Raw genomic sequence first — 25539 nt, 5'->3', positions numbered from 1 at the left:
CATTCCAACGTCCTCCTACGGCTCAATAGCCTACTTCAGGGAGGACCACTTTTCAGGGGGCAGACCATTGAGTGTTGCTGGCACGGTATTGGACCGGTATCCAACTTTGCCGAGGTTGTTCCATGCGGTTTCTGTGAACAGGAACGTGTCGTCGTTCCGTTCAATGTGGACCAGGGTCGGCGGGTAGCGACCGTTATCCGAGAACCAATGTCCGATGAATTTCTCGCCTTTCGGTTCAGTCTTGCATCCCGCCAGGATGCTCAGCAGGGCAGTGGCTCCGGCAGCGACGATGAAATGTCTTCGTTTCATTGGGGGTTCCTATGGTGGTCGGTTGTCAATAAGCCCCTGGCTGCATTTGTACGCTGCCCAGGCGTCGGCCACGCTGCAAGCGTGTCCGGCAGTTGTAAGCCAGCAAACACGTTCAATAGGTATCAGATTGTTCCACCAGGCCATGCCGGCTATCTCATCGGCAGTGGGATGTCGTTGGAGGTCTGGAAGGTTTACAGGCACAGGTCCGGTCCCTCCTGTTCGTGCTGTGGTGATAGCCGTAGAGCATGATCAAAGCGTGCGCCGATGAGGTCGGCTACGTGCTGATAATTCTCCGGGGTGGGGCGCTGGCCATTCACTTCATGGACGTGCAGGCTGTAATACTTTTGCACACCTTGCTCAAAATAGGCACGATCCTGGCGCGGGTAGGTCGAGGAAAACCAGATGTCAGGACTCATGCGCGGGTCGTTACATGACGGTTCGGATACGCCGAAAGCCTGGCTGTGTCGTTCGAGATCGTCAGCATTCACGGTGACCCGGTCGAGTTCGATGTCACGGGTGTTGGTTTCCCCCGCTTCGAGGTCTTCGTGCGTCCAGTGTTCGCTATAGACCGAGATCAGGAAAGTGTCTTCCGGGTGGTCTTCGTCCGGTCCGTCCAGGCCCAGCCGCGTATAGAAGTCCTGATCTTTTGTTGCCTGCAGATCATCATGAGCCTGTGTCTGGCGTCGTTCTTCATCCAGCGCCTGCTGCTTATCACGTTCGTTGGCATTGTGTTTCATGGGTCATTTCCTATGAAGTGGCCGGAACAATGCGGCCTTGGCGAACCGCATTCAGATACACCGGCAGCCAGTTGGCCGGGTCAGGCCCGGCCTGGGCGACTGCCTGTTCTGCAATCTCTGCCATGTCGGGGCTGCCAGAGAAAACCAGCAGTTCGCTTTCGCAGCCAGAGAGGTCCAGCTGTGCCACCGTGACGCTGGAGCCTTGCTTGACCAGGAACTTCCGACTGGCTTCACCCAGGGTTTTCAGCAGTTCGAACTCTGCTGCGGTCAGGCCGAATCCTTCGATGTAGTCGCGGGCTTTGGCCCTGGGGTTGGGCAGCAGAATGAGGGTGGCCGTCTGCTGAACCAGTGAAGGGCCGACCGGGTTTTCGGTGATGGCACCCGGTTCCTGTGTAGCGAAGGCGAGTACCCCATTTTTCTTGCGGATGGTGCGGCTGGCGTCCTGCATGTCATCCTGGAAATGCTTGTCCTTTAGCGGATGCTGGCATTCGTCATACAGGTTGATGATGCGCCGACCGTCATGCAGGGCGTCGATGCGGTGCTTCAAATATATGGTGGCCGCGCCGCGTACCGCGTCATCGTCCAGCAGTTCGGTGAGGTCAAAGCCGAAGATGGCGGGTTTGCCGTCATCCGTCGCCAGGCTCAGCTGATCCGCAGGGTTGTCGAATACCCAACCATATTCACCGCCCCGGCACCACGGTGCCAGGCGTGCGTGAATGGTGCTGGTGCTGTCATCCTCGCTGTAGGGGTTGGGTAGCAGTGTGTTCAGGGTGGACAGCGTGCGGGCTTCGCGGTCGATCAGTGTGGTCAGCTGCTGCACGGCCTGGGTGATGTCGGCATGCTGCCGGGTGGTGACCGCTTCACCCCGGCGTTCGGCCAGGAAAACAACCAACCGCACCATAAAGGCTACGTTTCCTTTCGTGGGTTCCATCTGAAACGGGTTCCAGCCGGTCGCTTCGCCCAAGCGAATGTTGAAGTAGCGCCCTCCCAGCGCCATGATGAGTACCTGCATACCCTGGTCTTTGTCCCACACCACACACGTTGCGCCGAACTTCTGCGCCTGGGTGAGCAGCATCCCCTGCAGCACGGTTTTTCCGGTGCCGGTCATGCCGATAATCATGGTGTTGCCCGGGCGTCGCTTGCCGGTTTCGTCCAGGTCTTCCACTGAAGCGTGGAAGTTGAAGAAGAACGGGCTGCCGGTCTGTGTCTTGAGCATGGTGACGGCTGGCCCCCAGGGGTTGCCTGCGGGTTTGCCGGTCAGCTGGTTATGCAGACTGGAGAAACACAGGAAGTTGAGCGACGTGACTGGCACCGGGCGCGGACGCCAGTGCCAGTTCCCGGGCAACTGCGCCCAGAAGCCAGCTTCCAGGGCTTTTTCCAATGGCCTGAAGCCGATGGCTTCTTCGGCCAGGGCTGTGGCTGTATGCGCCAGTGCCTGGCGCACGCCTTCCGCCGTGTCGTCATAAATGAGAAGGGTGGCATGGTGGTCGCCCAGACCAAGGCGGCCGGAGGTGAGGTCATCCATGGCCTGGGTCAGCTGGACCACCTGGCTGCCGGCATCATCGCCGGAATCTACCAGCAGCTTTTGATGGCGCTTCACCAGTTTCTTGGCTGCAGCACCGGTGTGGCTGCCCCATGACTGGGTCAGTACAAACTCATGCGGCAGGCCCAGCAGCCGATCCAGATGGCCGGGCTTGCTGGCTTCCGGGTAATCGCGCAGCTCCATCATGCCGAAGATGCGCGAGTCGGCCACTGTACGCAGTTCGCCAAGCTCGCCATGTTTGCCGAAGATGGGCCGGGCATAGGGCAGGGTGTCGCGTAGCCGCTCCCGCGAAAGCGGTACAGGCCGTTGCCGGCCCGAAAGCACAAAGCCCAGAAACTCAGCAGTTTCACTAAAGGCAAAACCATTACGATCCACAATCCCCAGCGTCTGCGGATCGTAGCGGTACAGACCGGCCTTGAATGTGCGCAGAATGTCGTTCAGGCGGGCGATGGATTCCGTCTGCCAGTGCGCGATGCGCTGGCTGTCGGCCTTTTCCAAGCTGGCGAAGGTGCCAAGTATCGGATCCTCGACCGGGTGAACCAGCACCGACAGGTACAGATCATTCACCATCAGGCCGCTTGCGTCGAAAGTGGAGCGATAGGCCGCGTCGAACTGGGAGGCGAAGGGCTGGCTGAAAGTGCTTTCCGGGTATTCGGTGACGCGACGGCGGATGATGTGGGAATAGAAGCCGACCGAACCCATGGGCAGGCCGCGGAGCACGTTATGCAAGGCTTCAATCCATTCCTTCAGTTCTTCCTGTGCGTAGGCATCCGGTGCGCGCCCCGCCACCTTGATGACGGCCAGGTACTCATGGTTATCGCAGGCGATGATCTGATCTGTGACGTGGTGGGAATAGGGCAGATAGCGCGAAACCCGCCGTTCATCCACGGCGAGAGTGGCTGCAGCAGTCATAGTGGCGTCCTTTATCGGATAAGCGTGCGCCAGGAGCGGCGCCGGTGGTAGCCGTGCAAGGCGTAGCTGGAACCTTTCCAGAAACGCTGGTTACGGTTGCGTTTACGGGTCTTGAGTTCCAGCCAGAGGACATCCAGCGCTTTGTCGTCGTCGCGAGTGAGGATGGCCAGGGTAGGCATGACCACGAACAAGAGTCCCCACCAGGCCAGCCCCGCCGTCATGGCAATCATCGCGACAACGGCGAAGGCACCCAACAACAGCCGCGTGGGAATGCCCATGAAGGTGGCCTTGCGGCCCAGCCCCTTGAAAACAGGGTAGCTGTGATCGTTCATGGCTTACTTCCAGAGCAGTACTACCAGTTCAGCGGCTGACCCGGCCAGCAGCACACCGATGCCCCAACGGATGGCGTCATCCTTGCGCATGACCTCTGCGGAATACAGCACAAAGATGATGATGCCGATGATGATGGCGGCAATCGGCAGGATGACATCCAGGTTGTCGCGTAGGGTCTGCAGCGTCGTCTGCGCCCTGGTAAGTCCACCGATGGATTGGGCCGATGCAGTCTGAGTGATGCTGAACAGCAGCAGGGCTGTCGTCCATCTGTTGAAGATATGCAGGCGTTTTGTAGCGTTTCTGATGCGGATCAGTAGTGACATGGAAAGACTCCTACCCCAGACGCCACGCGGCGCAGGGGTGACGGTGACAAGGGAAAGTAGGGCCGGCCCGGTGGGCCGTGGTCAGGTGTCGGAACGCTGGCCGGGTTCAGAATCGGGCGTCTGGGCAAAGCCGTCAGTCGCCGGGTTGGAGGTGAAACCGTCGGGTGTGCCGGGTGACGCTTCGGATTGCGGTTTCTGCTTAGGCTTCGATGAGGGCCGGGTCGGTGTTCCGTTCGCTGCCGGGGGTGTCGTGTCGTCGGCAAGCGGCACCAGGGCAGGCACCTTGATGCCTGCCTGAGTCAGTACCTTTCCAACATACCCGTTGGTAAAGCCACGGCGGAAATTGCCGGTGTTGTAGCAGGACAGCGCGGCGCGTAGTGCCTGCTGCGGGTTTTGGTGGGTGGGTAAGGCCCGGGCATAGCAGTCAGCCAGCACGGTCTGGGCGGCAGTGAGGTTCTTGCAGGGGTCAAACACTGTAGTCGTATCCAGCCTCAGCCAGGCCCAGTTACGCACATTGATCTGCCCCAGCCCGGCATCGAAGTCGATACCCTGGTCAATCAGTTTCTGCGCTGCTGCCGTAGCTTCCTCCAGGCTGCGGGGCTGACGCTGCAGTTGGTGGCCCTTGCGATTGACGCCGATGGCGTACTGTTGCGCCCTGGATTCATGCTTGACCACGGCATGTAATGTGACCGGGTGAATATCGGGAGCGCAGGCCAGGGCCAGGGCGGCGAGTTCTGTAAGCATGGCGGCGTCCTCAGTTGTCGCTGCGGTGCCTGGGGTCGGTCAGAGAGAAGTTCCAGCCGTTGGCCCACTGCCCAGTGTGTTCCGCTTCCCACTTGGCCTGAGCCGCTTCGTAATCTTCGGACTTGATCCAGTAGCCGCCCATGGCCGGCCTTCCCACGTACCGGACAGACAGTTCATAGGTCCAGGCGTGATCGTTGTAGACCACACAATAGGCGGGGAGCTGTGTGAGCGTGACCGTGCGAAGCGGATGCACTTCGTAGACGGGTTCGGAGCTGTCGCCGCCGTAGCGGTAGCCGCGTTCGCGCCATTTGTAGGCCGTACCGGCGTAGCTGCTGTTCAGAAAGTCCGCATCACATTTGCCTGCCCCTCGAGAAATGGCGTCGATACGCTGCGCCATACCATTTTCGCCGGAAGCGGGGCATTCAGATAGGAAAGCCCGTCTGGCTGCGACCGTCGCAGACCAGTCCAGGCCGCGTTTGTTGTATTTTTTGATATCGAAATAATGATCCAGCGAAGGGCTGCACTCACCAGGACGCAGGCTGGAAGACAGGCATAGCGTCGCTTCGCAGGCCAGTCGGGGGATGCCGGTCAGTAGCTCAATGGTGCCGTTCGCGTGGGCAGCAGGAGCCAGGGCGCAGGCAAGGGCCAGCGCCCCAGCCCGCAGGGCGGGAAGAGTGTGCATGAGGAAGTCTCCGGGAGAGGGGTAGAGCGTGCGGCCTGTCGGCCTGGAGAATCAGCGCTGCTGCAGCGTCTGTTGTGCGATGGCGAGATGTTCGGGCTTGGCCATGGCCCGCAGCAGATGGGCGCTTTCGATGGCGGCCAGGCGGGTATCGCGCAGTTGGCCCAGATCAGCCACGACTTTGCGCAGCAGCGTCAGTTCTTCCTGCAGCGTATCGTCGGAGGAAAGCCGCCGCCTTACATAGTTAGAGAGGGACAGCCCAGACAAGGCGGCTGCTTCGCCCAGGCGTGCAGCATGAGACGGGGTCACCCGAATACGGATGACCTCGGAAAGAGGTTCGTTCATGGAGATATCCTGTTTGAGGTGAGCTACCGCCAAAAGTCCGCCGCTGCTTCTATTCGCGTTCAGGTGCCAAATCGCAGCTTTGATTTGGGCCGTTCGCGTATGAACTGCAGGACTTTGCTGTCCGGCTGGGGCAGCTTGCCAGCTTCCAGTTCATCCAGAAAGTCGGCCCATTGCTGGACCATGTTTTTCCGCTGAGCGATGAATTCTGCGCGGTCGTAACTGCTGCCGAGTTCTTCATCGGACGTATGCGCCAAGTGGCGCTCGATGACATCCGGGTCCCAGCCCAGATGTTCTCGAATCATGGTGCGAGCCGTTGCACGGAAACCATGACCAGTGATCTGCTCCTTGGTGTCGTAACCCATAGTACGCAGGGCGACGTTGATGGTGTTTTCGCTGATATACCGGCTGGTTTCCGAGCGGCGTGACATGCTGCGGAAGACTGGGCCGGTTGGACCAGTGAGAGAATGCAGTTCCCGAAGAATCTCCAATGCCTGGCGTGGCAGGGGGACGATGTGTGCCGGTGTGCGGCTATCGCGTTTCTGCCATTCGCGCATCTTCATCTTTTCAGGAGGGCAGCGCCAGAGTTCAACCTCTAAATTGATGTCTTCCCAATCTGCAAAGCGGATTTGACCAGGCCGCTGAAACAGCATGGGTGCTAACCGCAGCGCGCAGCACGTGATGAAGTTGCCGTGGTAGTTGCGGATATCACGCATGAGCTGGCCGAGCTGCGCTGGATCAGTGATAGCCGCGTAATGCCGGCCACGGGGCGAAGGCAGCCCGCCCGTGTACCTGTTTACGAAGTTCTTTGTCGGTTCCAATGTGCCAAGGTCCACGGCGTACTGATAAATGTGCTGAATGACCTCACGTATCCGCTGAGCAGTTTCAAGGTTGCCGCGCTCTTTAGGACGGTGCAGGCATGACACAATTTCCGTAGGCAGAATCGTGTCGATGGGCTTGTCTCCCACCCAAGGGAATACATGAAGTTCCAGGTGCCGGATGATTCTGTGCGAGTACGCATCAGACCAATGCCTGTCTTTGGTAGCGCTCTTGTGCCACGCACGTGCCATGAGTTCGAAAGTTTGAAGGCGGGCGGTCCGTGCCAGTTCTTCCTCGCGGTCACGAACGTTCTTGGGGTCCTGACCGTTGGCACGCAGGCTGTTTGCCTCGTTTGCCTTGATCCGAGCTTGGGCCAGCGTGACGCCCGGATACGGCCCCATGCCGAGCTTCACAGGCTTGCCGTGTCTCATGTACCGATAGATCCATGCCTTGCCTGTCGCTCGAACGCGCAGGTAAAGGTTGTCGCCGTCGTTCAGCAGATATTCTTTTGGGCCGGGCTTGGCCGCTCTGATCTGAGTCTCGCTCAGTAAGCCCATGACTTGTACCCCCAGAGGCCGTTAATGACGAAACCATTGTGGGGTACAAACTGGGGTACAGACAAACTCGGGATGTAGCGGCGCGCAGTGAGACGTCCTGGGCAGCGAATTGCGCCTAAGACATTGATTTTTTGAAGATTTGGGAGGTTTTGAAGCGTGCTGAAATAGCAGAATGGTGGTGGAGTCTAGCACTGCATCGAACTTTCCTCAATAACGCCTGCGGGTTGGTGCGGAAGCACGCGGAGTTATGCGGCACGCCCGCGCATGTGGGGTTAGCGTAGCGCTACCAATCCAGCGCTCCGTAGCCACGCCATCGGCAAGTCATTCGCTGCCAAATCTACAACGCGAGGGCGCACGGAGTTTTGGTTGTTCCAGATAACATACTCGACCTCTCCATCGGGCGCGCCAAAAGTCTCATAGACCGAAGGCATGATCGGCACATGGTCGCCGAACCAGCACAGGGTGGCCGGTCGTTCGCATCGTTCAAGCGTCTGACGTAGTTTCGCGATCATCTGATCTGCGTTGCGCAAGTGGCGCAAGTAGATCGTCAAATCATCACAGCCTTCCGGTGGCGGGACAGAATACAACGCTTCGACATCGGCAGGGGCTACGTGTTCGAGGTGTAGCGGCCCGTGGTTCTCCATCGTAATAACGAAGACGAACACAGGGCCTGTGGCTTCACGCAAGAGCGCGGCAACCTTGTCGGCCACGGCGGCATCGCCGATGTAAGGGCCGAAGCGCATCGTGTCGTCAAATGCGCGAACATCCAGAAACTCGTCGAAACCCAAGCGCGGATAAACGCGGTCACGCTGATAGAAATTCGCTGGATAGGGATGGATGCAGACCGTCCGATAGCCCATACGCTTCAGGTAAGACGCCAGCGACAGCACATCGCTACCGGCAGCAATGGCTCGATAAGGGTTGAAGCGATGCACGCCCAGTTTGTCCTCGCCGATCCCGGCAAGAAAGGAGAACTCGGTCCGCACCGTATTGGCGCCCCAGGCGGGAACCTTTAACTTACCCAGGGCCACGGCATCGCTTCTTAGGCGGTCGAACTCGGCCAACACTTCGGGGCAGATGCCGGTAAAGAGCGGTCGCGGGTCGAAGAACGACTCGCTTTGCACAGCCACCAGATGCGGCAAGTCGCCTTCAGGGTGTCTTGGAGTCAGGAAATCGAAAGGGGAAGCGACCGCCAACGGCGTACCCTCCTCTTGGGCATACCGCCAGAGAGACGCCAGCAAACCCAACGCGCGGACATCCCGCACCGGCTCGAAGCTGACCGGAAGCGTTTTCCAGCTACCCGCCAGCAACAGCAGCGAGCCCCCGGCAAAAACCACGGTAATTCCCCCCAACTGGCCCGACCAGGCAAAGCGCAGGAGAGGCGCTTCCTCCATCCACAGCCCCACGGCGACCGCCAGCACGAACCCCGCCGCTGCAGCAAGGAACTTACCCCATCCCAGAAACGGGATGTAGAGGCGCGGGTGCCGGATCGCATCGGTGAAATACTCGTAGTCCTGGAACACGAAGGGCTCGCGCAGAGCCTTGAACTTGGCGTTATTCACCAGCACCAGCATCAGCAGAAAGGCCGACACGGCGGCGGCAGCGAACCAGGGGCGTCCCAGCATCAAGGTCAACGCGGCATGAGCCGTCAACCAAGATCCGCCATGCAAGGCCCAAGCCGCCCATGGGCGGGCCATTGACGGGCGCGGCGTCATCAGACGTTCGATGGCCAACGACAGCACCAGCCCGGCCAGCGCTGCGACCAGCACAGCTACAAAAGCTGCCTCAATCGCCATGACGACCAAACCCGAGCCAGCGCACGAGCCGGATCGAAAGGGATGCTGGTAACACCGACAGCCACCAGGTGCCCCAGTTCAGCGGAAACGGGAAACTGATGCGGGCCTTGTCCCGCGCTAAACCGCGCCGGATCGCTTTTGCTGCGCGCTCGGGCGACCACAGAAACGGCTTCGGCCCGGGCATGTCGTCGCACATGGGCGACTTCACGTAGCCAGGCATCACCACATTGACACGGATACCCTCTGGCCCCAGCCACCCGCGCAGCGCCTCGCCATAGGCTTTGAGGCCCGCCTTGGTCGCACAGTAGGTGGGCGTCAACGGCAGGCCAAAATACCCCGCCAGCGAGCTGACTAGTGCAATCTGCCCGCCGCCGCGCGCCCGCATTGCCGGCAACACCGCTTGCACAGCCACCATCGCGGCCTTCAGATTCACGTCCAGCAGCGCTTCTACTTCGTCCCACGGCTCCGGCTTGCCGTTGGGGCCGATGTGGGTGTTCATGCCCGCGTTGATGATGACCAGATCCAGCGGTTCCAATTCCTCCAGCCACCCCCGCAGCGCGGTGAAATCCCGCACATCAAGCCGCGTTGTGACCACCTGCGCACCCTGCACCTGGCAAGCCGCCGCGACTTCCTGCAAGCGCTGGGCGTTGCGCCCGTGCAGGTAGAGCGTCACCCCCGGCGCGGCATATTCGCGCGCCAGGGCGCTGCCGATGGCGCTGGTCGCCCCGGTGATGAGGACGGTTTCAGCCATGCTGCCTGCTTTCCTGCCACGACCAATACAACATTATGCCAAAGCCCACGCAAGCGGTCAGGTTGATCGGGATCAGCACGTAATTGGCCTTTGCCACAGCCACGACGATGGCCAGCAGCGAATACCCGAGCGAAAACGCCTCGCCCAAAAGCAGCCAGCGGTTAATCGGCGGCGGCGCGTCACCGCGCTCCTTGCCTTGTCCTTTCGGGGTGCGATGAAAGTCTCCATACACCCCAAACAACGCACGTATCCCACCCGCAAAATAATGCCAGGCCATCGGCAGAAACATGGCGACGTAAAGGTAGGTTTCCCACAGTGTGCGCAAGATACTGGGCCGATCCTTCAGGCGCAGCCCCTTGCGTGCACCAAAGGTGTTATCCAGCGCCCACAGCGCGACCAGCGCATAAAAAACAAGAGCCACCCACTGAACCCATGGCCCCTCGAAATCGACCAGGAAATTAAGCGGCAGGGTGAGCAAGAACACCACATAAACAGCCGCCAAGAGGAGTGATGAAAACATCATCGCCAGAGCATGTGCGCGCTTCATCAGCGGCATGGGCTGCGCCAGCATCTTGCGGACATGCTTGAACGCGCTGTGGATCAATCCGCGCCCCCAGCGCTCGCGTTGCACGCGAAACGCGCTTGCCGTATCGGGCAAGACCGACATCGAAACCACGTCGCGCAAGTAGGCGTACTTCCAATCCCCAAATTGCGCGCGATAACCCAAATCCACGTCCTCGGTCACCGTCGAGGCGTTCCATCCACCCAGCGCTTCCACACAGGCCCGCCGCCAGACGCAGGAGCTGCCGGAAAGCGAGGCCATATCGCCATCCTCGCTCAAGCCCACGGTCACATACTGCTGATGACCCATCTCCATGGCCTGGAAGCGGGTCAGAAAAGACTGGTCGCGGTTTTCATAGCCAATGCCCGTCTGCAAGAACCCAAGCCGCGGGTCCTTGAAGCACGGAATGGTTTTCAGCAGAAAGTCTTCTGGAGGCACGAAATCCGCATCAAAGATGGCAAAAAACTCGCCCGCCGCCTGCTGAATGCCGTTGACCAGATTTCCCGCCTTGTACCCCTTGCGCATCTGGCGCCTGATTAGCCTGATAGAAACCCCCTGCGCGGCGTAGTGGTCCACCTTGGCCTGCGCAAGTCCGGACGTTTCGTCGGAAGAGTCGTCCAGCACGAGAATTTCGAGCGCCTTCGCCGGATAGCGCAAGCGACATGGTCTGCCCCCTGAAAAGTGGTCCTCCCTGAAGTAGGCTATTGAGCCGTAGGAGGACGTTGGAATGCCCCAGAAGAAGCACAAACCCGAAGAGATCGTGGCGAAGCTGCGCCAAGTCGATGTTCTGTTGTCGCAAGGTCGTTCTGTCGGAGAAGCGGTCCGTTTGATCGGCGTGACGCAGTTTACGTATTACCGGTGGCGCAAGGAGTTCGGTGGCCTGAAGGGTGACCAGGTGAAGCGGCTGAAGGAGCTCGAGAAAGAGAATGACCGGCTGCGCAAGGCGGTCTCGGACCTGACACTCGAGAAGCTGATCCTGAAAGAGGCTGCTTCGGGAAACTTCTGAGCCCCGCTCGCCGTCGCCGTTGCGTCGATCGTGTCATGGCGAAGTTCTCCGTCTCGGAGCGGTTTGCCTGCAAGGTTCTCGGCCAGCATCGTTCGACCCAGCGCAAAAAGCCGCAAGGCCGGCCCGATGAAGAGGCGTTGACCTCCGACATCATCCGGCTCGCTTCCCGCTATGGCCGTTATGGCTATCGCAGGATCACGGCGATGCTGCGGTCTGAAGGCTGGACGGTGAACGCCAAGCGTGTCGAACGGATCTGGCGGCGGGAGGGGCTGAAGGTTCCCCAGAAGCAACCGAAGAAGGGGCGGCTCTGGTTGAATGACGGATCGTGCATCCGGCTTCGACCCGAGCATCCAAACCATGTCTGGTCCTATGACTTCGTCGAGGGTCGGACCCACGATGGCAGGAGATTCCGCATGCTCAACATCATCGACGAGTTCACCAGGGAATGCCTTGCAATCCGCATCGATCGCAAGCTCAACTCGACCGACGTCATCGACGCCCTGTCGGACCTGTTCATCCTGCGTGGTGTGCCCGGCCATGTCCGTTCCGACAACGGCCCGGAGTTCATCGCCAAGGCTGTACGGGAGTGGATCGTAGCCGTCGGCGCAAAGACAGCGTTCATCGAACCTGGAAGCCCTTGGGAGAACGGCTACTGCGAGAGCTTCAACTCGAAGCTCCGCGACGAACTGCTCGACGGTGAGATCTTCTACAGCCTCGCCGAGGCCAAGATCATCATCGAAGCCTGGCGGCGGTACTACAACACCGAGAGGCCACACTCGTCGCTTGGATACAAGCCACCGGCACCCGAGGCCATCATCTGGCCTGCGCCAGCAAGCGGAGCAGCACCGTCATCTGCCCAGGCAATAGCCCCAAGGCCGATCATGAACTAAGATTGAAACCGGACCACCCTATGGGGTCAGGCCAGACATGCCGCGTCGATCAAGCGCTCCACCACGGCCGATTCGTTGCAAATCGGCAGCAACACACTGACCGGCGGCCAGTCTGCATCATCAGCTTCTTCCACCGGCTGAACCAGCTCCGCCAGCTTACGGCGCTCTGCTCTGCGCGAAATCAGCAACACACGCAATTCAAGCAACACATACAACGCGAAGCAGAGCACCACCACCAGAAAAATGGCTTGAGCGAACCAGGAAAGAAATGCCAGCATCAATCGCGGTCCGCCTCAAACATTGACCACAGCGCAAAGCGCTTCGAGCCGGTGGGCCCAGGTGTGATGTCGTCTAACGTAAGCTGCGCCAGCCTCGGCGCGCTCCAAGTCACTTTTCGACGGTCCGTGTTTGAAACGCGAGAAAAGTGCCAGAGCCTCTTCGTGCGAACTGACGATTGCGCAGTAATCGCGAAAGTGATGATCAACCGCCCGGCTGGGGTTGGTCACGGCAATACCGCCGCAGGCCAGAATCTCCAGCAAGCGCCGTGAATACATGGTCTCGGATTCGGTCACTGAGTTCACGTTCAGCGACAGGGCGTACTTTTTATAGACGTCGGCCGTCTTGCGGTGGGAAACCCGCGGGTGAACCTGCAGATGATCGTTATTGGGGTATCTGAATTCAAAATGCCGGGAAAAGCGGTCATGGTTGCGATCGAACACATTCACCCGCATGCCCGCCTGTCTTCCGGCATCGAACACCATGTCCAAAAAGCGCCGTCGTTCAGACAGAATACGTCGGTAGTAACTGCCGGTAAAACAGGCCTCGTGGTGAGTGAAATTGAAGCCGTTGAAAAAATGAAACCTCGGCTGATACGGCATCATCAGCACGTTGGCCGAAATACCCTGGGGCAGATGCTGGCGATACCCTTCAATGCAGGCGATATCCGTGGTGAAAACGTGATCAACCGCCTTGGCCACCTCGATAAAGTGTTCGAAAAAGGCACCGTCGTCCTTGTTCCAGAACACCGTTGGCACACCGCTTGAACGAGCAAACGCCAGCAAGTCAAAAATGGCTTTCGGCGGCCCCCAGCGCAACCATTTTGGCTGCCGGGCAAGCTCGTAGCGCCAATTGCCGCCAACACCATGAAACGCCGATTCCACAAAGACCAGATCCGGCTTCCAGTTACGGATGACGTCCCGATAATTCTGCCGCGTGAGGCATTTGATCTGACACTCAACCGACAGACAGTCGGTGGTGAAATAGTCAGTCACCAGAGCCATCTTCAGATGCTTGAACGGCCCGTCCAGTGCTGCGGCTGGCGGCACCTGCGGGTGGTCATAGAGCGTATTGCTCAGCTTGCGAATCACGCGGGCGATCATTTGTCGCCCCTTCTGTTGGGCAAAACGCCTCGCACATGGTCTCGCCAGTTGCGCTGCGTCACGGCATGCAGCCGTGCCTTTTGCCCGGCCACCGCCAGGGCTGCCTCGTCTTCAAGCGCCTGCTCAATCACCCGAGCCAGATCTTGTGCATCCCCCGCACGGAAGAACCAGCCACTGCCGCTATTGCCCAACTCATCGCGAAACACCGGCAAATCCGGCACGATCACCGGCTTGGCCATGGCCAGCGCCTCCACCAGCTTGATGGGCGGCACGATCTGGCACACCTTGAACGGTTTGCGAGGTATGCAAACCAGGGCGCAGCGGCTCACGATCTCGCGCGCCGCATCGGGTGGCATCTTGCCGAAAAAACGGATACGGTCGGCAAGACCAAGCCTGCGCACCTGCGCTTCCAGTTGCCCTCGAGCCTCACCATCGCCGACGATATTCACACGCACCACCGCCCCGCGCCTTGCCAGCGCGTCAACCGCATCCACCAGCGTATCCAGCCCCTCGTAACCAATCAGTGATCCTGCGTAGCCGATGGTGTTGGGTTCCGCCTGGGCTACTTCGGCCGGAGTGATCCGGGCAGGGTCTATGCAGTTTGGCAGCAAGGCAATGCGCTCAGGGGCAACGCCCCAGTTCGACTGCACATAATTGCCCAACTGCTCTGAAATCACGAACAACCTGTCTGCATGGCGGGCTACCAGCGCCTCCAATTGCAGGCCCTGCTTGTAGGCCTGTGACCCCTCATAGGCGGGCTGGCGAGAAATGCGCGTCAGCTCCCACAAACCACGCATCTCATACTGAAAGGGAATGCCCAATTGCCGCGCCGCCAGTAAAGCCGGCAAGGCGTTCACATGATTGGAGGCCGCGTGAATAACCGCCACGCGATGCCGCGCCGCCTCTTCCGCCACCACCTTGGCGGCCTGCAGCGCATATTGCAGCACCGGCCGGTTGTTGGCGGGGCCTCGTGCATGTTGGTATCGAACCGCGCCGATCCATGTTTCCAGGCAGTGCGCATCACTTGCGCGGTCTTTACGGTCCCACGGATAACCGGGGCGCGTCATCACATGCATATTCGGTTCCAGATCACGCAAAGCACAAGCCAGCTCTTGCGTACGCGTGGTGTAACCGCTGGTGTGATAGGGCAGCGCACTGGCGGCCACATACAACAAGCTGCCCGGCAGCGGCTCATAAGCCGGTGCACGCGGCCATCGCCGAACATGTCTCCCCAGGGCATGCACTGTCAGCACGCGGTTGAATGCCAGCCATGGCTCGCTCAGCGCCCTAGCAAAGTATTTTGGCAACCAAGTCACCTCTTCTTCCCCGCAGGCGCCTTCATCTCTGCCAGGCTCAAATCGACGGTATGCGTCGTCTTGATCTTGCCGCGGGCATGCAAATCCAAAAACTCTGCAGTGGTGATGATGTCGTAATCTTTCGCCAGTTTTTTCATCAGCTTGCGAAAGTCTTCCAGGCGCTTATCGTCTCGATAAACCGCGTGGCCGTTTTCGTCCCAATACAGTAAAGACCACGAATGCAAAAGCAATACGAGAAAGGAGCTATCCCTACCCACGGTATGGGGCCACATTATCCGCCAAGGAGGATTGCGCCAATCCTGCAACACCGGGAACTGCAAACGCCCCCACCAATCCTTTCCGAACGCCGAATAAAATCGTCGTTCCGTCGCTGGCACCTCAATCACACCATTCGACCAGACGTAGGGCTGATTGGTCGGCTCACTATAAGTGCACTGCCCTGCGAAACAGGCATTCATCGAATTATTGAAGGACAAAGGAATACCGGCCTCGCCCAGCGCACGAATCGTGTCCGCGTTCCACCGGAACGACCCCGCGCGAAATGCCCGTATCGGCTTGCCGGTCAGGTCCGAAATGAATTTTCCGAAATGGCGAATCGTGAATGCCGCCTTTTCCGCGTCATATTGATTTAGAAAGCGCGGCCGGTAGGCAACGCCCTGCTCCTTCCAGAAAGACTCAGGGAGGTACTCGGGGTGCGTATGCAACTGCACGTCCTGTCCGGCGGAGTCCAGCCAGCGCACCACCTCCGCCACCTCGTCGAGCTGCGCGTAAGCGCCACAGGCATCGACGAAGAACGTTAGTTTCGCATTCACGTCCCCCGCCTCCACGCACATCTCGCGCAAACCGGCTGTGCCCTTCTCATGCTCCCCCCAGATCAGGCGCTTGACATGGTCACCCGTAGCGCGTCTAGGCAGGGCTTCGGTGTCGACCGTCAGGATGATGTATCGATCCCTGGACATTACCGCGAGTCCCCGCGCAATCTTTCATCCCATTCCGATGGAAAATCGCCTGCGGCCGACAGCTTTCGCTGGCACACAAAGGCAATGACACCGGAAAACATCAACATTCGGTAGTTCTTCTGCTTAACACTCAGGTCTGTCCGACTAATTGTGTCCGCATTGAAGGGGGAGAGGCGCCACCAGTCGTCCTTGAATGAACCCCGATCAATATCTCGCTGGATCAAGGAAACTGAGTCTATTCCACCGGCCATCATCGACGGCATTAGGCCGTTATCGGCACAAGCGCAATACCAACCATACGGCGTGAAGTTGAAATAACTAAAGGAGTGAAACGGCTGAAGATACGATACAGATCCTATAAACAATCCACCTCGAACGAGAACACGCGCCACCTCTTTTAAGAGATCTTCTGGATGTCGAACATGCTCGAAAACCTGATTGGAATACACAATGTCAAAAGACTCGTCATCAAACGGTATCTCAACACCATTGAATGTGTAGAAGTCACAATCGGTTCGCGTGCGAGACTTCACCTCCGGACTTTCAGGAATATCTAACCCCTTCCACTCAAGGTTTGGAATCTTCTGCTGAAACATATCGAATGATCGCCCGTCACCGCAGCCCAAATCCAACAATGAAATTTTTCTGTCTGGAAGCGATGCGGCGACCCTTTCGACTAGCATCCCGTTCGAAAACTGCATCGCATGATCTCCAGGGCAGACATCCCACAACTCTCTGATAAACATCATAAATATCCAATTTGGGAAGCGCAATGTTATCGCTTGACAAACTCATAGGTTGGCGTGGCATTGAACCTGAGCCCGGAATATTCATAGCCGAGCGATTTCAAATAGCTGCTTACTCCTTCAAATTCGGCTTCACCAATGCATTCGATATACAAGTTCGCATCGCCGCTTTTTAGTGTTTCTTGTGCGCCATGAAGCACCTCCAACTCATGCCCTTCAACATCGATCTTCATTACTGCTACTCGTCCATCGAGCCCACTTAATACCCGATCAAGAGTGTGACATTCGTCTAAAGAAGTACGGTTGGGGCCAGATTTGTTAATCACGTATGTAACCTCTGCATGGCCCTCCTTTCCAGACAATGCAAAACAGTGAAGCGCTACATTGGTGGCATCATTTAGACGCATGAGTTCTTCAAAGGAATTTTTATGTTCGCGATTCGGCTCAAAGGATAGGACTTGAGTGGATGGACAAAACAATGCGAAATACAATGAATGATTTTCAGTATTCGCCCCGACATCAATGAAGATTCCAGCCTCTGAAACACGTGCAATGTGCTCCAATAGCTCTTGCTCGTAAAAACCTCCGCGTTCCCAAAACCCCTTAAAATAGGCGTGGCTGGTTGGAGGAAATCTGATAGCCCTCCCTTGATAATAGAATAATCCCATTTCATTTATCCTTTTAGAAATCAAGCAATCTCTAGGAATAGCTCCTTTACGGAACCGATGAATTTATCCAAACTGTACATATTCATAATATTTACTCTCCCCGCTTCGGAGTGCTCGCCAAAGGCAAAGTGATTTCTTGCAAGCTGTACTAGCTTGTCCACAATTTCCCCATCTGTTTCATGTATGAAGCGTTGTGGCCAGATATACTCAGCGCCCGGCCAATACCTAAGAACACCAATGCCACCGGCCGCAAACGCATCAGCGACCGCAAGATGAAAGCTCTCCGGCCCCGGAAATCCATAGTCCGAATCACTAACCGAAAGGACGTAGCCGATGTGGCGGGCTGCCAATTCAGACTTCACATTTGCGTGACCGTTGAAGCGAACGGCTGACTTCAGTCCGGTCGCTTCGATGAATGCCGAACATTCGTGGAAGTAGGCCATTTCGTTTCGATTGCGTGCGACCCATGCAAGATTCTCCGGTTTGTGTCCGAATATCTCCAGTCGGAAACGACTATCCTGCTCCCGCAGGTCGCGCAATATCCTCAGTGCTCGCAACAACCCCTTCCTAGCCGGGAGAATTCCAATCATTCCGAGCGTGAACAATCGTTCCGGATGCCAGTCTGTTCGATACTCGTTAAGTCGCACGTAGTTGTCGATCAGGCGAACCTTCCAGCGCGGGATGTTCGGGAATCGCTCGAGTAGTCGTTCAAAAAACAATGCCGATACCGTCACAATTGCATCAATGTTGTCGACGTTCATTTTCTCGCCGTGCGTACGATCCAGTTCCATGCGATGCATGCGCACAACCAGGCGCTGATGCGGACGCTTGTGGGCGGCATACCACTCGGCGTTCTTCAAAAGCCATTCACACCAGATGAATTCGGCCCACTCGAGGTGACGAAGACTCGCTGACTCGTCATGAGTGGCATGACCTGTCCACTCGTCCAGCCGGATATCAAAGGTGTCGCTCAGGTCGGGAATGGCATCCGAGATGAACTTGAGGTCATGCCCTGCGATCAGAAGCCGAGGGCGGCATAGGCGCTGGAAGTCGTCATAACCGCCACTGCGTGCGCAGGCAAGCAAGTCCGTGATTCTCTCTGAGTACTTGAAGCTGCTGATGTGCGGCCAATGCTGTGAAACGAATTGCTGAAGTAGCTGGAAAGTTTCCGGATCGACATCGCCACGATTGCGAAAAATCAGGGATTCGAGCGCAACCCGGAGGCCGACATAAAGGCGTGTCTTGAAGTAGTCAACGCCGCCCCCTTTCAGTAAGCCTTGCACCGTGGTCCACACTTGAAGATGATCGCGTAGCTCCCGCCGGCCATATCTCTGCGTACTCGCAGGAGTAAGCGCCGGCAACTTGAAGTAAACATACGAGGGGGATGGCAAATATTCCACGCATTCAGCCTGCAGCAAAACCCTTGCGAGGAATAAGGTGTCCTCTCCCATCCGAATCTCCTCGGGCCAGCGAATATCGTTCGCCCGCAATAGTTCGGTCTTTATAAAGCTAGTGGGTACAGTGCTTTGCTTGCCGATGATGAGTTCAATGCGCTCGCGCTTGGAAAGTCCTTCGTGCCAACCTGGCAGCTGATTCATCAACTTGCGGTCACGGCCGTTGTATGCCAGTAGCTCGGACCTAACGACGCACGCTCCAGTCCTGCTGGCCAATGCGTACTGATCTCTCAGCGCAGAGGGCAAAATCTCGTCGTCACAGTCCAGGAAGTAGATGTATTCACCACGCGCGACATCAATTCCATGGTTGCGCGGTCGCGATGGCGAGCCACTATTTTGCTGAAGCCGCAGCAACCTCCAATGTTTTTTTCCGGCACAGACTTTGTCCAGCAGGTCATATGTGCCGTCTGTTGAGCAGTCGTCAACAAAGATTACTTCATACTCCGAAGGATCGAAGTCGATTAGTTCGAGCGATGCAAGGCAACGACCGACCTTGTCGATCGCGTTGTAGCAGGGAATCACTATGGAAACCTTCATCAATGCTCCATCAGACAAAGTAGACATTGCGGGAATTGCTGTACTCTTCAAGCCAATTTCCGAAGGCGCACTGCCTGTCGATAAGCGTCGATTGGGGCGCAACTCTCCCGAACCTATACTGCTGGCTCTGATCCTGCGACGGTGCAATAGGGTAGCCCGTCCAGTACTGAAGGTGTAGCCGGGCATGGGCCAGCCATTGCGCCGACGGCGGTGCCTTCAAGTCCAGAACAAGAAAATGGGTCGTTTCTACAGGCTTGTATCTATCGAGCATTGCGTATCGCGTAGCATGACTTGCCGAAGTAACCGTGACACCGAAACGGTTGAACCTGCGATAGATATCCGCAACCGCCAACCCCTCCATTTCCCTTCCGGCCACGAGCAAAAGCCGTCCCCCGGGCAGTCTGCCGCCGAATTGCTGGAACCAAGCCAACGCTGCCAAGGCATCATCTTGTTGATGAACCATCGCAACCACGGTAATCGTTTCCTGCCTCGGCCGGTGCGGCACTCCGATGTTCTGAAGTACCGCGTTCCATCGATGCCGATATGTGTGTTCGGAAAGGACTTTAGCCAGTGCCCGTGCGCGCAGGTCTTCAACTTCCGATGACGTAAGCGACCGCAGACGGCCTCGTTCCCGCTCCGGATAGACAATCAAGTCCCCGAACATGCGCTCTGTTCCCAGCGCATGATTCGAGAGGACGAGCGTATTGCACGACATGAGTTCAAACACTCGCCGCGCGAACATCGTTGGCGAGTTGGTGACGGTGTTGATGTTCAACCCAAATCGACTGGATTTGTAGACCGCAGGCATTTGATCGTGGGGCTTGGCCGGCCTGAGGTAGGTTTGGTACTTTTCGGGCCAAACGTGCAAGGGATCGGTATCACCGTGATAGCGGTCGTAGATGTCCAGCTCAAAACCTTCGTCCTGAATGGAGTCAAGAATTCTCTCCATGTCTCGGCATCGATCAACGTGATTGGCATACCAACTTCCTGCGAAAACTACACGCGATGATCGATCACAAGTCTCGACCGGATTGAAGAGGCGTGGATTCGTTGCGAATGGCAGCACGAATGCATTCTTTATCCCATACTCTCTTTTGTAACTGTCTATGCACTCCTCGGCAGTCGTGAATACGAAATCGAATTCCTTGGCAGTCTTGACGAAATCATGAATGCGATCGCTGTGATGGGTAGGATCTTCCTTATTCCAGAAGACGGTCGGAATTCCAGTCTTTCTGCAGTAATCGAGAATTTCGAGGAGAGTAGTACGATTTTCCTTGGAAAAGTTCTCGCTAGCGTAGATCTTTCCCTTCCACGGGCGAACCTTGGGATCGGGACCTGACCAGGCTGATTCGCAGAAGAATATGTCGGGCTTCCATTCTTCAAATTTCTCCCGCCAATTCGATGGTTCGATGGATACCGCCTGGAATTCATTTTCGAAGCTGTTGGTGGTGAACTCATCGGCGATGAGTGCCACGCGAAAATAATCTGAATTCTTGGGTTGGCCGCTGGCACTTGCAACGAGGTCTTGGCAATCTTTCTCGTCGAGGCTACAGGCCTTTGCTCGAAAATAGCGGGCTCGGCAAATGTCAATATTCGCTCTGAAGAAATCGCTTCCGATTGCGGCGCTCGCTTGGCGATAGTAATGGATGGCCGTTGCGTAGTCGCCCTGCCGGAACGCCTCGAAGGCCTCACTGACGGTAGTTCGCTCCATGTTAGTTGTCCAGCAAACCGACGGCATCGATAGCCAGCGCATGGTCGTTAATATCGGCAACCGCGTCGACAAATGGCCGGTGTTTGACCAGTGCACATAAGACATCTGCCTCCGCCAATGCCGTTTCCAAAGTCACTAGGCTGACGTTGGTTACATTGATTTTCCTGGGCAGTGTTGTGATGTTCGGCTCTACCGCCAGCACCTGGCACCCCAGTTGGGCTATGTGCTGGGTGATTTGGACGGCAGGACTTTCGCGCAGGTCGTCAATATCCGGCTTGAACGCCAGCCCAAGGCAAGCCACCTTGATATCCGCCATCGTTTTATTGGGCTGCTCTGACAGCACATCCGCGATCCCAACCTTGACCTTGTCAAGCACCCATTCGGGTTTGTGATCGTTTACCTCGCGCGCCGTACGGATTAGACGCGCCTCGTTAGGCGTGGTGTCGACAATGAACCAGGGGTCTACGGCAATGCAGTGGCCACCAACGCCGGCACCGGGCTGCAGGATGTTGACGCGCGGGTGGCGGTTGGCCAAGGCAATGAGCTCCCAGACGTTGATATCAAGCTTGTCGCAAATCATGGACAGCTCGTTGGCGAAAGCGATGTTGACGTCGCGGAAGCTGTTCTCCGTGAGCTTGCACATCTCGGCGGTGCGGGCATTGGTGGGCACCAGTGCGCCTTCGACAAAGGTCTTGTAAAGCGCGCTCGCCATTCCCGTGGCCTTGTTGGTCATGCCGCCGATGACGCGGTCGTTGGCTACCAGCTCATGCACGACCTTGCCGGGCAGCACACGCTCGGGGCAATAGGCAATCTGGATGTCGGCCTCCTCTCCGGCTTGCTGCGGGAAGCTGAGGTCCGGCCGTGCGGCGGCGAGCCAGTCGGCGAGCTTTTCCGTGGTGCCGACGGGCGAGGTGGATTCGAGGATGACGAGGTTGCCCTGAGTGAGCACCGGGGCGATGGCCTTGGCGGCCGCTTCGATATAGCTCAAGTCCGGCTTGTGGCCGTCGGTGAATGGCGTAGGCACGGCGATGAGGAAGGCATCGGCGGGTTCTGGCTTTGTGGTAGCACGCAGATAGCCTTCCGTGACGGCGGAATGCACCAGCATGTCGAGCTCGGGCTCAACGATGTGGATTTTGCCCTGATTGATGATGTCGACCGCTTGCTGGTTGATGTCGACGCCAATGACCTTCTTCTTGCGCGAGGCGAACAGGGTGGCGGTGGGCAGGCCGATGTAGCCCAAACCGATCATCGAGATGGTTTCAAACAATTTTCTAGCTCCCTTCTGACCAATTTCAATCAATCTGCTGTATGAGGATGTCCCGGATGCGGGCGGCCGCCTTGCCATCGCCATAGGGGTTATGGGCGCGGGCCATGGCGTCGTAGGCGGCTGCGTCGTCAAGCAGGCGATTGGCTTCGCGCACGATGGTGGCACGGTCGGTGCCCACCAGTTTGACGGTGCCGGCCTCGACAGCCTCGGGGCGCTCGGTGGTGTCGCGCATGACCAGCACGGGCTTGCCCAGCGAGGGCGCCTCTTCCTGCACGCCACCGGAGTCGGTAATGAGGAAGGTGCTGCGGTCCATCAGGTACACAAACGGCAGGTAGTCCTGTGGTTCAATGAGGTGGATATCCGCCATACCGGACAGGATGCGACGCACGGGCTCCTGCACGTTGGGGTTGAGGTGTACAGGGTAAACAACCTGCACATCGCCCCGTGCGGCAATGTCGGCCAGCGCATGGCAAATATTCTCGAAGCCAGCGCCGAAGTTTTCGCGGCGATGCCCGGTAACCAGGATGAGGCGCTTGGCGGGGTCAAGAAAGTTGAATTGCGCGTCAAGGTGATGCTTGAGTTCGCCATCGGCGCGTACACGGGTGACAACATCAAGCAGCGCATCGATGACCGTGTTTCCGGTGATGTGGATGGTGTCAGCCGCTGTGCCTTCGCGCAGCAGGTTGGCATGAGCCATCGCGGTGGGGGCGAAATGGAGGTCAGTCACTGCCCCCGCCAGACGGCGGTTCATTTCTTCTGGCCAGGGGGAATATTTGTTGTGGGTGCGCAGGCCCGCTTCGACATGGCCAACCCGCACTTTGGCGTAGTAGGCCGAGAGGCTGGCAGCCAGCGTGGTGGTGGTGTCGCCATGCACAAGCACGATGTCAGGCTGCCACTGTCGATACACATCGCGCATGCCGAGCAGCACGTTGCTAGTAATGTCGGAAAGATCCTGCCCGGGCTTCATCAGATTGAGATCGAAGTCCGGGCGGATGGCGAAGATGTCGAGCACCTGGTCGAGCATTTGCCGGTGCTGGGCAGTGACGCAAACCTTGGTTTCGAAATCCGGGTGATCTGCCAAGGCCTTGACTACCGGGGCCATCTTGATGGCTTCAGGGCGGGTGCCGAATACGGAAAGAACTTTCATTCGCTTTCTCGATCCTTCGCTGGACGCACCTCGATCAGGCACACCTTTTTCTCCAGGCTGTTGAACTCTGTACGCGCATGTGGCAAATCCATGGCAGCCAATATTTCGAGCCACCGTGCGGCAACCTCCTGCTCCTCGGATCGCAAGTAGTCGTCGAGCAGGAAATCAATACGATGGTTTTTGCCAAGAGTCTCCAGCACTTTGGGCAAGGCCGGATAGCGCGCGTGCCTGCATGTGGCGGCGGGCGGCCCATCGACGATAACCAGGAGACGACATTCCTCATACGGCAATTGTTTCTGGAATGCCTGCAGTGCCTCGTCACACGCATAGTAGGCATACTGGTCGCCACCCGCATCGAGCCACTCGACAAGAGGCGCCAGGACGATATTTGTACGCGCCGCAAGACAAGCCTGATTGATAAGACCTTGAGTCTTGTCCCGGTATTCCTTGAGATGATCAAAACTTAGCAAAGGTGCGGGCAATTTGCCTCCGCGTTGCGCAACGCGCTCAAGCGTCTTGGCCAAAATTAGGGTTGATGTGCCCGAGCCGAACTCAATAATTCCTTGATATCCATGCTGCTCAACCAGGTTGATTAATAGCACACCGAAATCAGGGCTGATCGGCCAGTTGTGCGTGTCGGGCAAGATGATGTCAGGCCCCAGATAGTGTTGCAGACGAATGCAGGCCTCGATCTGTTTCATCGAGTTCTCGACATTCCGCTTCTGCGACTGCTCAATTTTCTCTATCTTCTTATCTATTTGGGCAATGAAATCTTCGTCTGCCCGTTCCCGCAAGGAGAGCGCTGTTCCCTGTAAGTTCAGCCGGCCAGAGCCGGCCAGGCGTATTCCGATGGCGATCGACTCAGCCGTCGGTAGCGTCCTAAAACCATGGCGAATCCGACCGCCGACCGTGGGAATGGATTGTGCGTTGATTTTCCGCCCGTCGGCGTACTGAAAAATCCAGACAACCGGGTTGTTGTCGCCGTTATGCGCAAGCCCCCCCGATAAGAGGTATGACACATCTGACTCAATTGGTATCTGCACCTGCTGAGGGGGTTTTTCGAAATCGCCGGACTCGTTGCTCACAAGGTATTGCGGAGAGCCGCTTTCTGTACGGTAATCGATGGCATCTTGCCGAATCGAAAGCCAACTCGTCCTAACGGTATTGAAACCCAGATCAACGGACACAAAACTACCCAAGCGTAGTTTCACTTTGACAAGATAAGTTTCTGATTGAGTGGATCCCGCCCGCGAAGCGCTGCCTGTCATGGTCGTGCTGGAGGAAGAGGCTTCCAAGCCTAACAGCTTGCGTTGGTAAGCGGCACGTGCTTCAGCGACAAGGGGAACATTGTTGTCTTGCTGCCCAAGCAAAATGGCGCTCTCGAAATTTCTGTAAGCACGAGCGAAATCTCCCATGCAGGAAGCTGCCCGGCCAAGGCTGTTATGTACGCCTGCGGCCAGAATTCGTACGATGAATTCGCTTGCGCAACCCCAATCCCTGGCCAGATGTATAAACTGCACTGCCTTATCTATCTGGCCTGACTGCAATAGCCCTTCTGCAGCCAACAGCGCCAGCTCGGAACGGCCCGGGTGGTTCTGAAAATTCTCGGGCTCCAGCGCAGCGAGACTTAGCCAATCTCCAAGCCGCCACTGGGTGCGAGCCAGATCAAGTAGGTCTTCCTCATTGTGCCGGTCCATTCGCGCTTGGTGTGTCTGGGACGAAGCGCTAGGCTTTCCGCGGGAAGTCTTGTGCCGGCGGGGTGTCGGCTGCGTACTCATTTCTGGGGCTGCCCAAGCAACATCTGCTTGATAAGGTCGAGTTGTGCCTCGGCGCGAGAAAGTTCATCACGCATGGCCTGATTGCGCGTAACGAGCTCAGCCTCCGCGTTCTGACGTGCCAGGAGCTGCTGTTGTAATTCGTTGAGCTGTTTTTTTTGCTCGTCTGCCCGCCGCAATGCCTCTTCGAGGCGCACTGCTACCGCGGCTTTTTCTTGTTCCAGTTGCAGCTTCGCGGCCCGGTGGACCTCCAGCTCGCCGGCTCGGCTCGCTGCCA

The 25539-nt window shown here is 57.5% G+C and carries 25 protein-coding genes; 1 reads left to right on the top strand and 24 read right to left on the bottom strand.

The window, feature by feature from the left end; genetic code table 11:
• Positions 1 to 30: 30 nt before the first annotated feature.
• The 12 genes from C1I89_RS34260 to C1I89_RS31895 form a co-directional block, all read right to left on the bottom strand.
• On the bottom strand, positions 31 to 309 hold the full coding sequence (locus C1I89_RS34260) for a hypothetical protein (protein WP_146196967.1): 279 nt from the start codon (positions 307 to 309) through the stop codon (positions 31 to 33).
• A gap of 191 nt (positions 310 to 500) precedes the next feature.
• The gene (locus C1I89_RS31945; RefSeq protein WP_102776195.1) at positions 501 to 1046 is read right to left on the bottom strand and encodes a hypothetical protein; all 546 of its coding nucleotides are present in this window, start codon (positions 1044 to 1046) and stop codon (positions 501 to 503) included.
• Positions 1047 to 1056: 10 nt separating this feature from the next.
• Positions 1057 to 3501 (bottom strand): VirB4 family type IV secretion/conjugal transfer ATPase, encoded by a 2445-nt coding sequence (locus tag C1I89_RS31940; protein ID WP_102776194.1) that lies wholly within the window; start codon positions 3499 to 3501, stop codon positions 1057 to 1059.
• Positions 3502 to 3512: 11 nt separating this feature from the next.
• Positions 3513 to 3833: a type IV secretion system protein VirB3 gene (locus C1I89_RS31935; RefSeq protein ID WP_102776193.1), complete on the bottom strand. Its 321-nt coding sequence runs from the start codon at positions 3831 to 3833 to the stop codon at positions 3513 to 3515.
• 3 nt (positions 3834 to 3836) lie between these two features.
• A complete protein-coding gene (locus C1I89_RS31930; protein WP_102776192.1) occupies positions 3837 to 4157 on the bottom strand; it encodes a TrbC/VirB2 family protein in 321 nt (106 codons plus the stop codon).
• A gap of 81 nt (positions 4158 to 4238) precedes the next feature.
• Positions 4239 to 4901, bottom strand: coding sequence for a lytic transglycosylase domain-containing protein (locus tag C1I89_RS31925; RefSeq protein WP_102776191.1), 663 nt, complete (start codon positions 4899 to 4901; stop codon positions 4239 to 4241).
• 10 nt (positions 4902 to 4911) lie between these two features.
• The gene (locus tag C1I89_RS31920) at positions 4912 to 5583 is read right to left on the bottom strand and encodes a TrbM/KikA/MpfK family conjugal transfer protein (protein ID WP_102776190.1); all 672 of its coding nucleotides are present in this window, start codon (positions 5581 to 5583) and stop codon (positions 4912 to 4914) included.
• Between the two features lie 51 nt (positions 5584 to 5634).
• Complete coding sequence (locus tag C1I89_RS31915; RefSeq protein WP_102776189.1) at positions 5635 to 5925, bottom strand: plasmid mobilization protein; 291 nt, start codon at positions 5923 to 5925, stop codon at positions 5635 to 5637.
• 59 nt (positions 5926 to 5984) lie between these two features.
• On the bottom strand, positions 5985 to 7298 hold the full coding sequence (locus C1I89_RS31910; RefSeq protein ID WP_102776188.1) for a tyrosine-type recombinase/integrase: 1314 nt from the start codon (positions 7296 to 7298) through the stop codon (positions 5985 to 5987).
• Between the two features lie 272 nt (positions 7299 to 7570).
• A complete protein-coding gene (locus tag C1I89_RS31905) occupies positions 7571 to 9094 on the bottom strand; it encodes an LTA synthase family protein (protein ID WP_102776225.1) in 1524 nt (507 codons plus the stop codon).
• The gene (locus C1I89_RS31900; RefSeq protein ID WP_102776187.1) at positions 9084 to 9845 is read right to left on the bottom strand and encodes an SDR family NAD(P)-dependent oxidoreductase; all 762 of its coding nucleotides are present in this window, start codon (positions 9843 to 9845) and stop codon (positions 9084 to 9086) included. The genes C1I89_RS31905 and C1I89_RS31900 overlap by 11 nt, the downstream gene beginning before the upstream one ends.
• Positions 9838 to 11064 carry a glycosyltransferase gene (locus C1I89_RS31895; RefSeq protein WP_258231570.1) on the bottom strand — a complete coding sequence of 409 codons (1227 nt, stop codon included), beginning with the start codon at positions 11062 to 11064 and terminating at the stop codon, positions 9838 to 9840. Before C1I89_RS31895 ends, C1I89_RS31900 begins: the two co-directional genes overlap by 8 nt.
• 70 nt (positions 11065 to 11134) lie before the next feature.
• Between C1I89_RS31895 and C1I89_RS31890 the strand changes: the two genes are divergently transcribed.
• A protein-coding gene (locus tag C1I89_RS31890; protein WP_102770881.1) for an IS3 family transposase occupies positions 11135 to 12303 on the top strand; the annotation gives its coding sequence in 2 pieces (ribosomal slippage) (positions 11135 to 11399 and positions 11399 to 12303; 1170 coding nt in all).
• A gap of 26 nt (positions 12304 to 12329) precedes the next feature.
• Here the strand turns inward: C1I89_RS31890 and C1I89_RS31885 are convergent.
• From C1I89_RS31885 to C1I89_RS34735, 12 genes are all read right to left on the bottom strand, one after another.
• Positions 12330 to 12581 carry a hypothetical protein gene (locus C1I89_RS31885; protein ID WP_146196966.1) on the bottom strand — a complete coding sequence of 84 codons (252 nt, stop codon included), beginning with the start codon at positions 12579 to 12581 and terminating at the stop codon, positions 12330 to 12332.
• Positions 12582 to 12596: 15 nt separating this feature from the next.
• Positions 12597 to 13682, bottom strand: coding sequence for a CgeB family protein (locus tag C1I89_RS31880; protein WP_102776184.1), 1086 nt, complete (start codon positions 13680 to 13682; stop codon positions 12597 to 12599).
• Positions 13679 to 14989: a glycosyltransferase gene (locus tag C1I89_RS31875; protein ID WP_258231569.1), complete on the bottom strand. Its 1311-nt coding sequence runs from the start codon at positions 14987 to 14989 to the stop codon at positions 13679 to 13681. The genes C1I89_RS31880 and C1I89_RS31875 overlap by 4 nt, the downstream gene beginning before the upstream one ends.
• 5 nt (positions 14990 to 14994) lie before the next feature.
• A complete protein-coding gene (locus tag C1I89_RS31870) occupies positions 14995 to 15957 on the bottom strand; it encodes a polysaccharide deacetylase (RefSeq protein WP_102776183.1) in 963 nt (320 codons plus the stop codon).
• The gene (locus C1I89_RS31865; RefSeq protein ID WP_181391099.1) at positions 15957 to 16658 is read right to left on the bottom strand and encodes a class I SAM-dependent methyltransferase; all 702 of its coding nucleotides are present in this window, start codon (positions 16656 to 16658) and stop codon (positions 15957 to 15959) included. Before C1I89_RS31865 ends, C1I89_RS31870 begins: the two co-directional genes overlap by 1 nt.
• A gap of 74 nt (positions 16659 to 16732) precedes the next feature.
• Entirely contained in the window at positions 16733 to 17371 is a 639-nt protein-coding gene (locus C1I89_RS31860; RefSeq protein ID WP_102776181.1) for an FkbM family methyltransferase, read from the bottom strand.
• 20 nt (positions 17372 to 17391) lie between these two features.
• A complete protein-coding gene (locus C1I89_RS31855) occupies positions 17392 to 19362 on the bottom strand; it encodes a glycosyltransferase (RefSeq protein ID WP_219929630.1) in 1971 nt (656 codons plus the stop codon).
• A gap of 10 nt (positions 19363 to 19372) precedes the next feature.
• Positions 19373 to 21073 carry a CgeB family protein gene (locus C1I89_RS34255; protein ID WP_181391098.1) on the bottom strand — a complete coding sequence of 567 codons (1701 nt, stop codon included), beginning with the start codon at positions 21071 to 21073 and terminating at the stop codon, positions 19373 to 19375.
• Between the two features lies 1 nt (position 21074).
• Positions 21075 to 22322 carry a UDP-N-acetyl-D-mannosamine dehydrogenase gene (gene wecC, locus C1I89_RS31840; protein ID WP_102776180.1) on the bottom strand — a complete coding sequence of 416 codons (1248 nt, stop codon included), beginning with the start codon at positions 22320 to 22322 and terminating at the stop codon, positions 21075 to 21077.
• Between the two features lie 43 nt (positions 22323 to 22365).
• On the bottom strand, positions 22366 to 23487 hold the full coding sequence (wecB, locus tag C1I89_RS31835) for a non-hydrolyzing UDP-N-acetylglucosamine 2-epimerase (RefSeq protein WP_102776179.1): 1122 nt from the start codon (positions 23485 to 23487) through the stop codon (positions 22366 to 22368).
• Positions 23484 to 25184 (bottom strand): hypothetical protein, encoded by a 1701-nt coding sequence (locus C1I89_RS34250; RefSeq protein ID WP_146196964.1) that lies wholly within the window; start codon positions 25182 to 25184, stop codon positions 23484 to 23486. Before C1I89_RS34250 ends, wecB begins: the two co-directional genes overlap by 4 nt.
• A 77-nt stretch (positions 25185 to 25261) precedes the next feature.
• Positions 25262 to 25539, bottom strand: a 278-nt coding sequence (locus tag C1I89_RS34735) for a hypothetical protein (RefSeq protein WP_219929628.1), incomplete at its 5' end; no start/stop codon positions are given.

The sequence above is a fragment of the Achromobacter pulmonis genome, from assembly GCF_002885955.2.
In the GTDB taxonomy this organism is placed as follows: Bacteria; Pseudomonadota; Gammaproteobacteria; order Burkholderiales; family Burkholderiaceae_B; genus Achromobacter; species Achromobacter pulmonis_A.
Note: the sequence above shows the minus strand (reverse complement) of the source record. Positions and strands in the feature narration are given on the sequence as shown.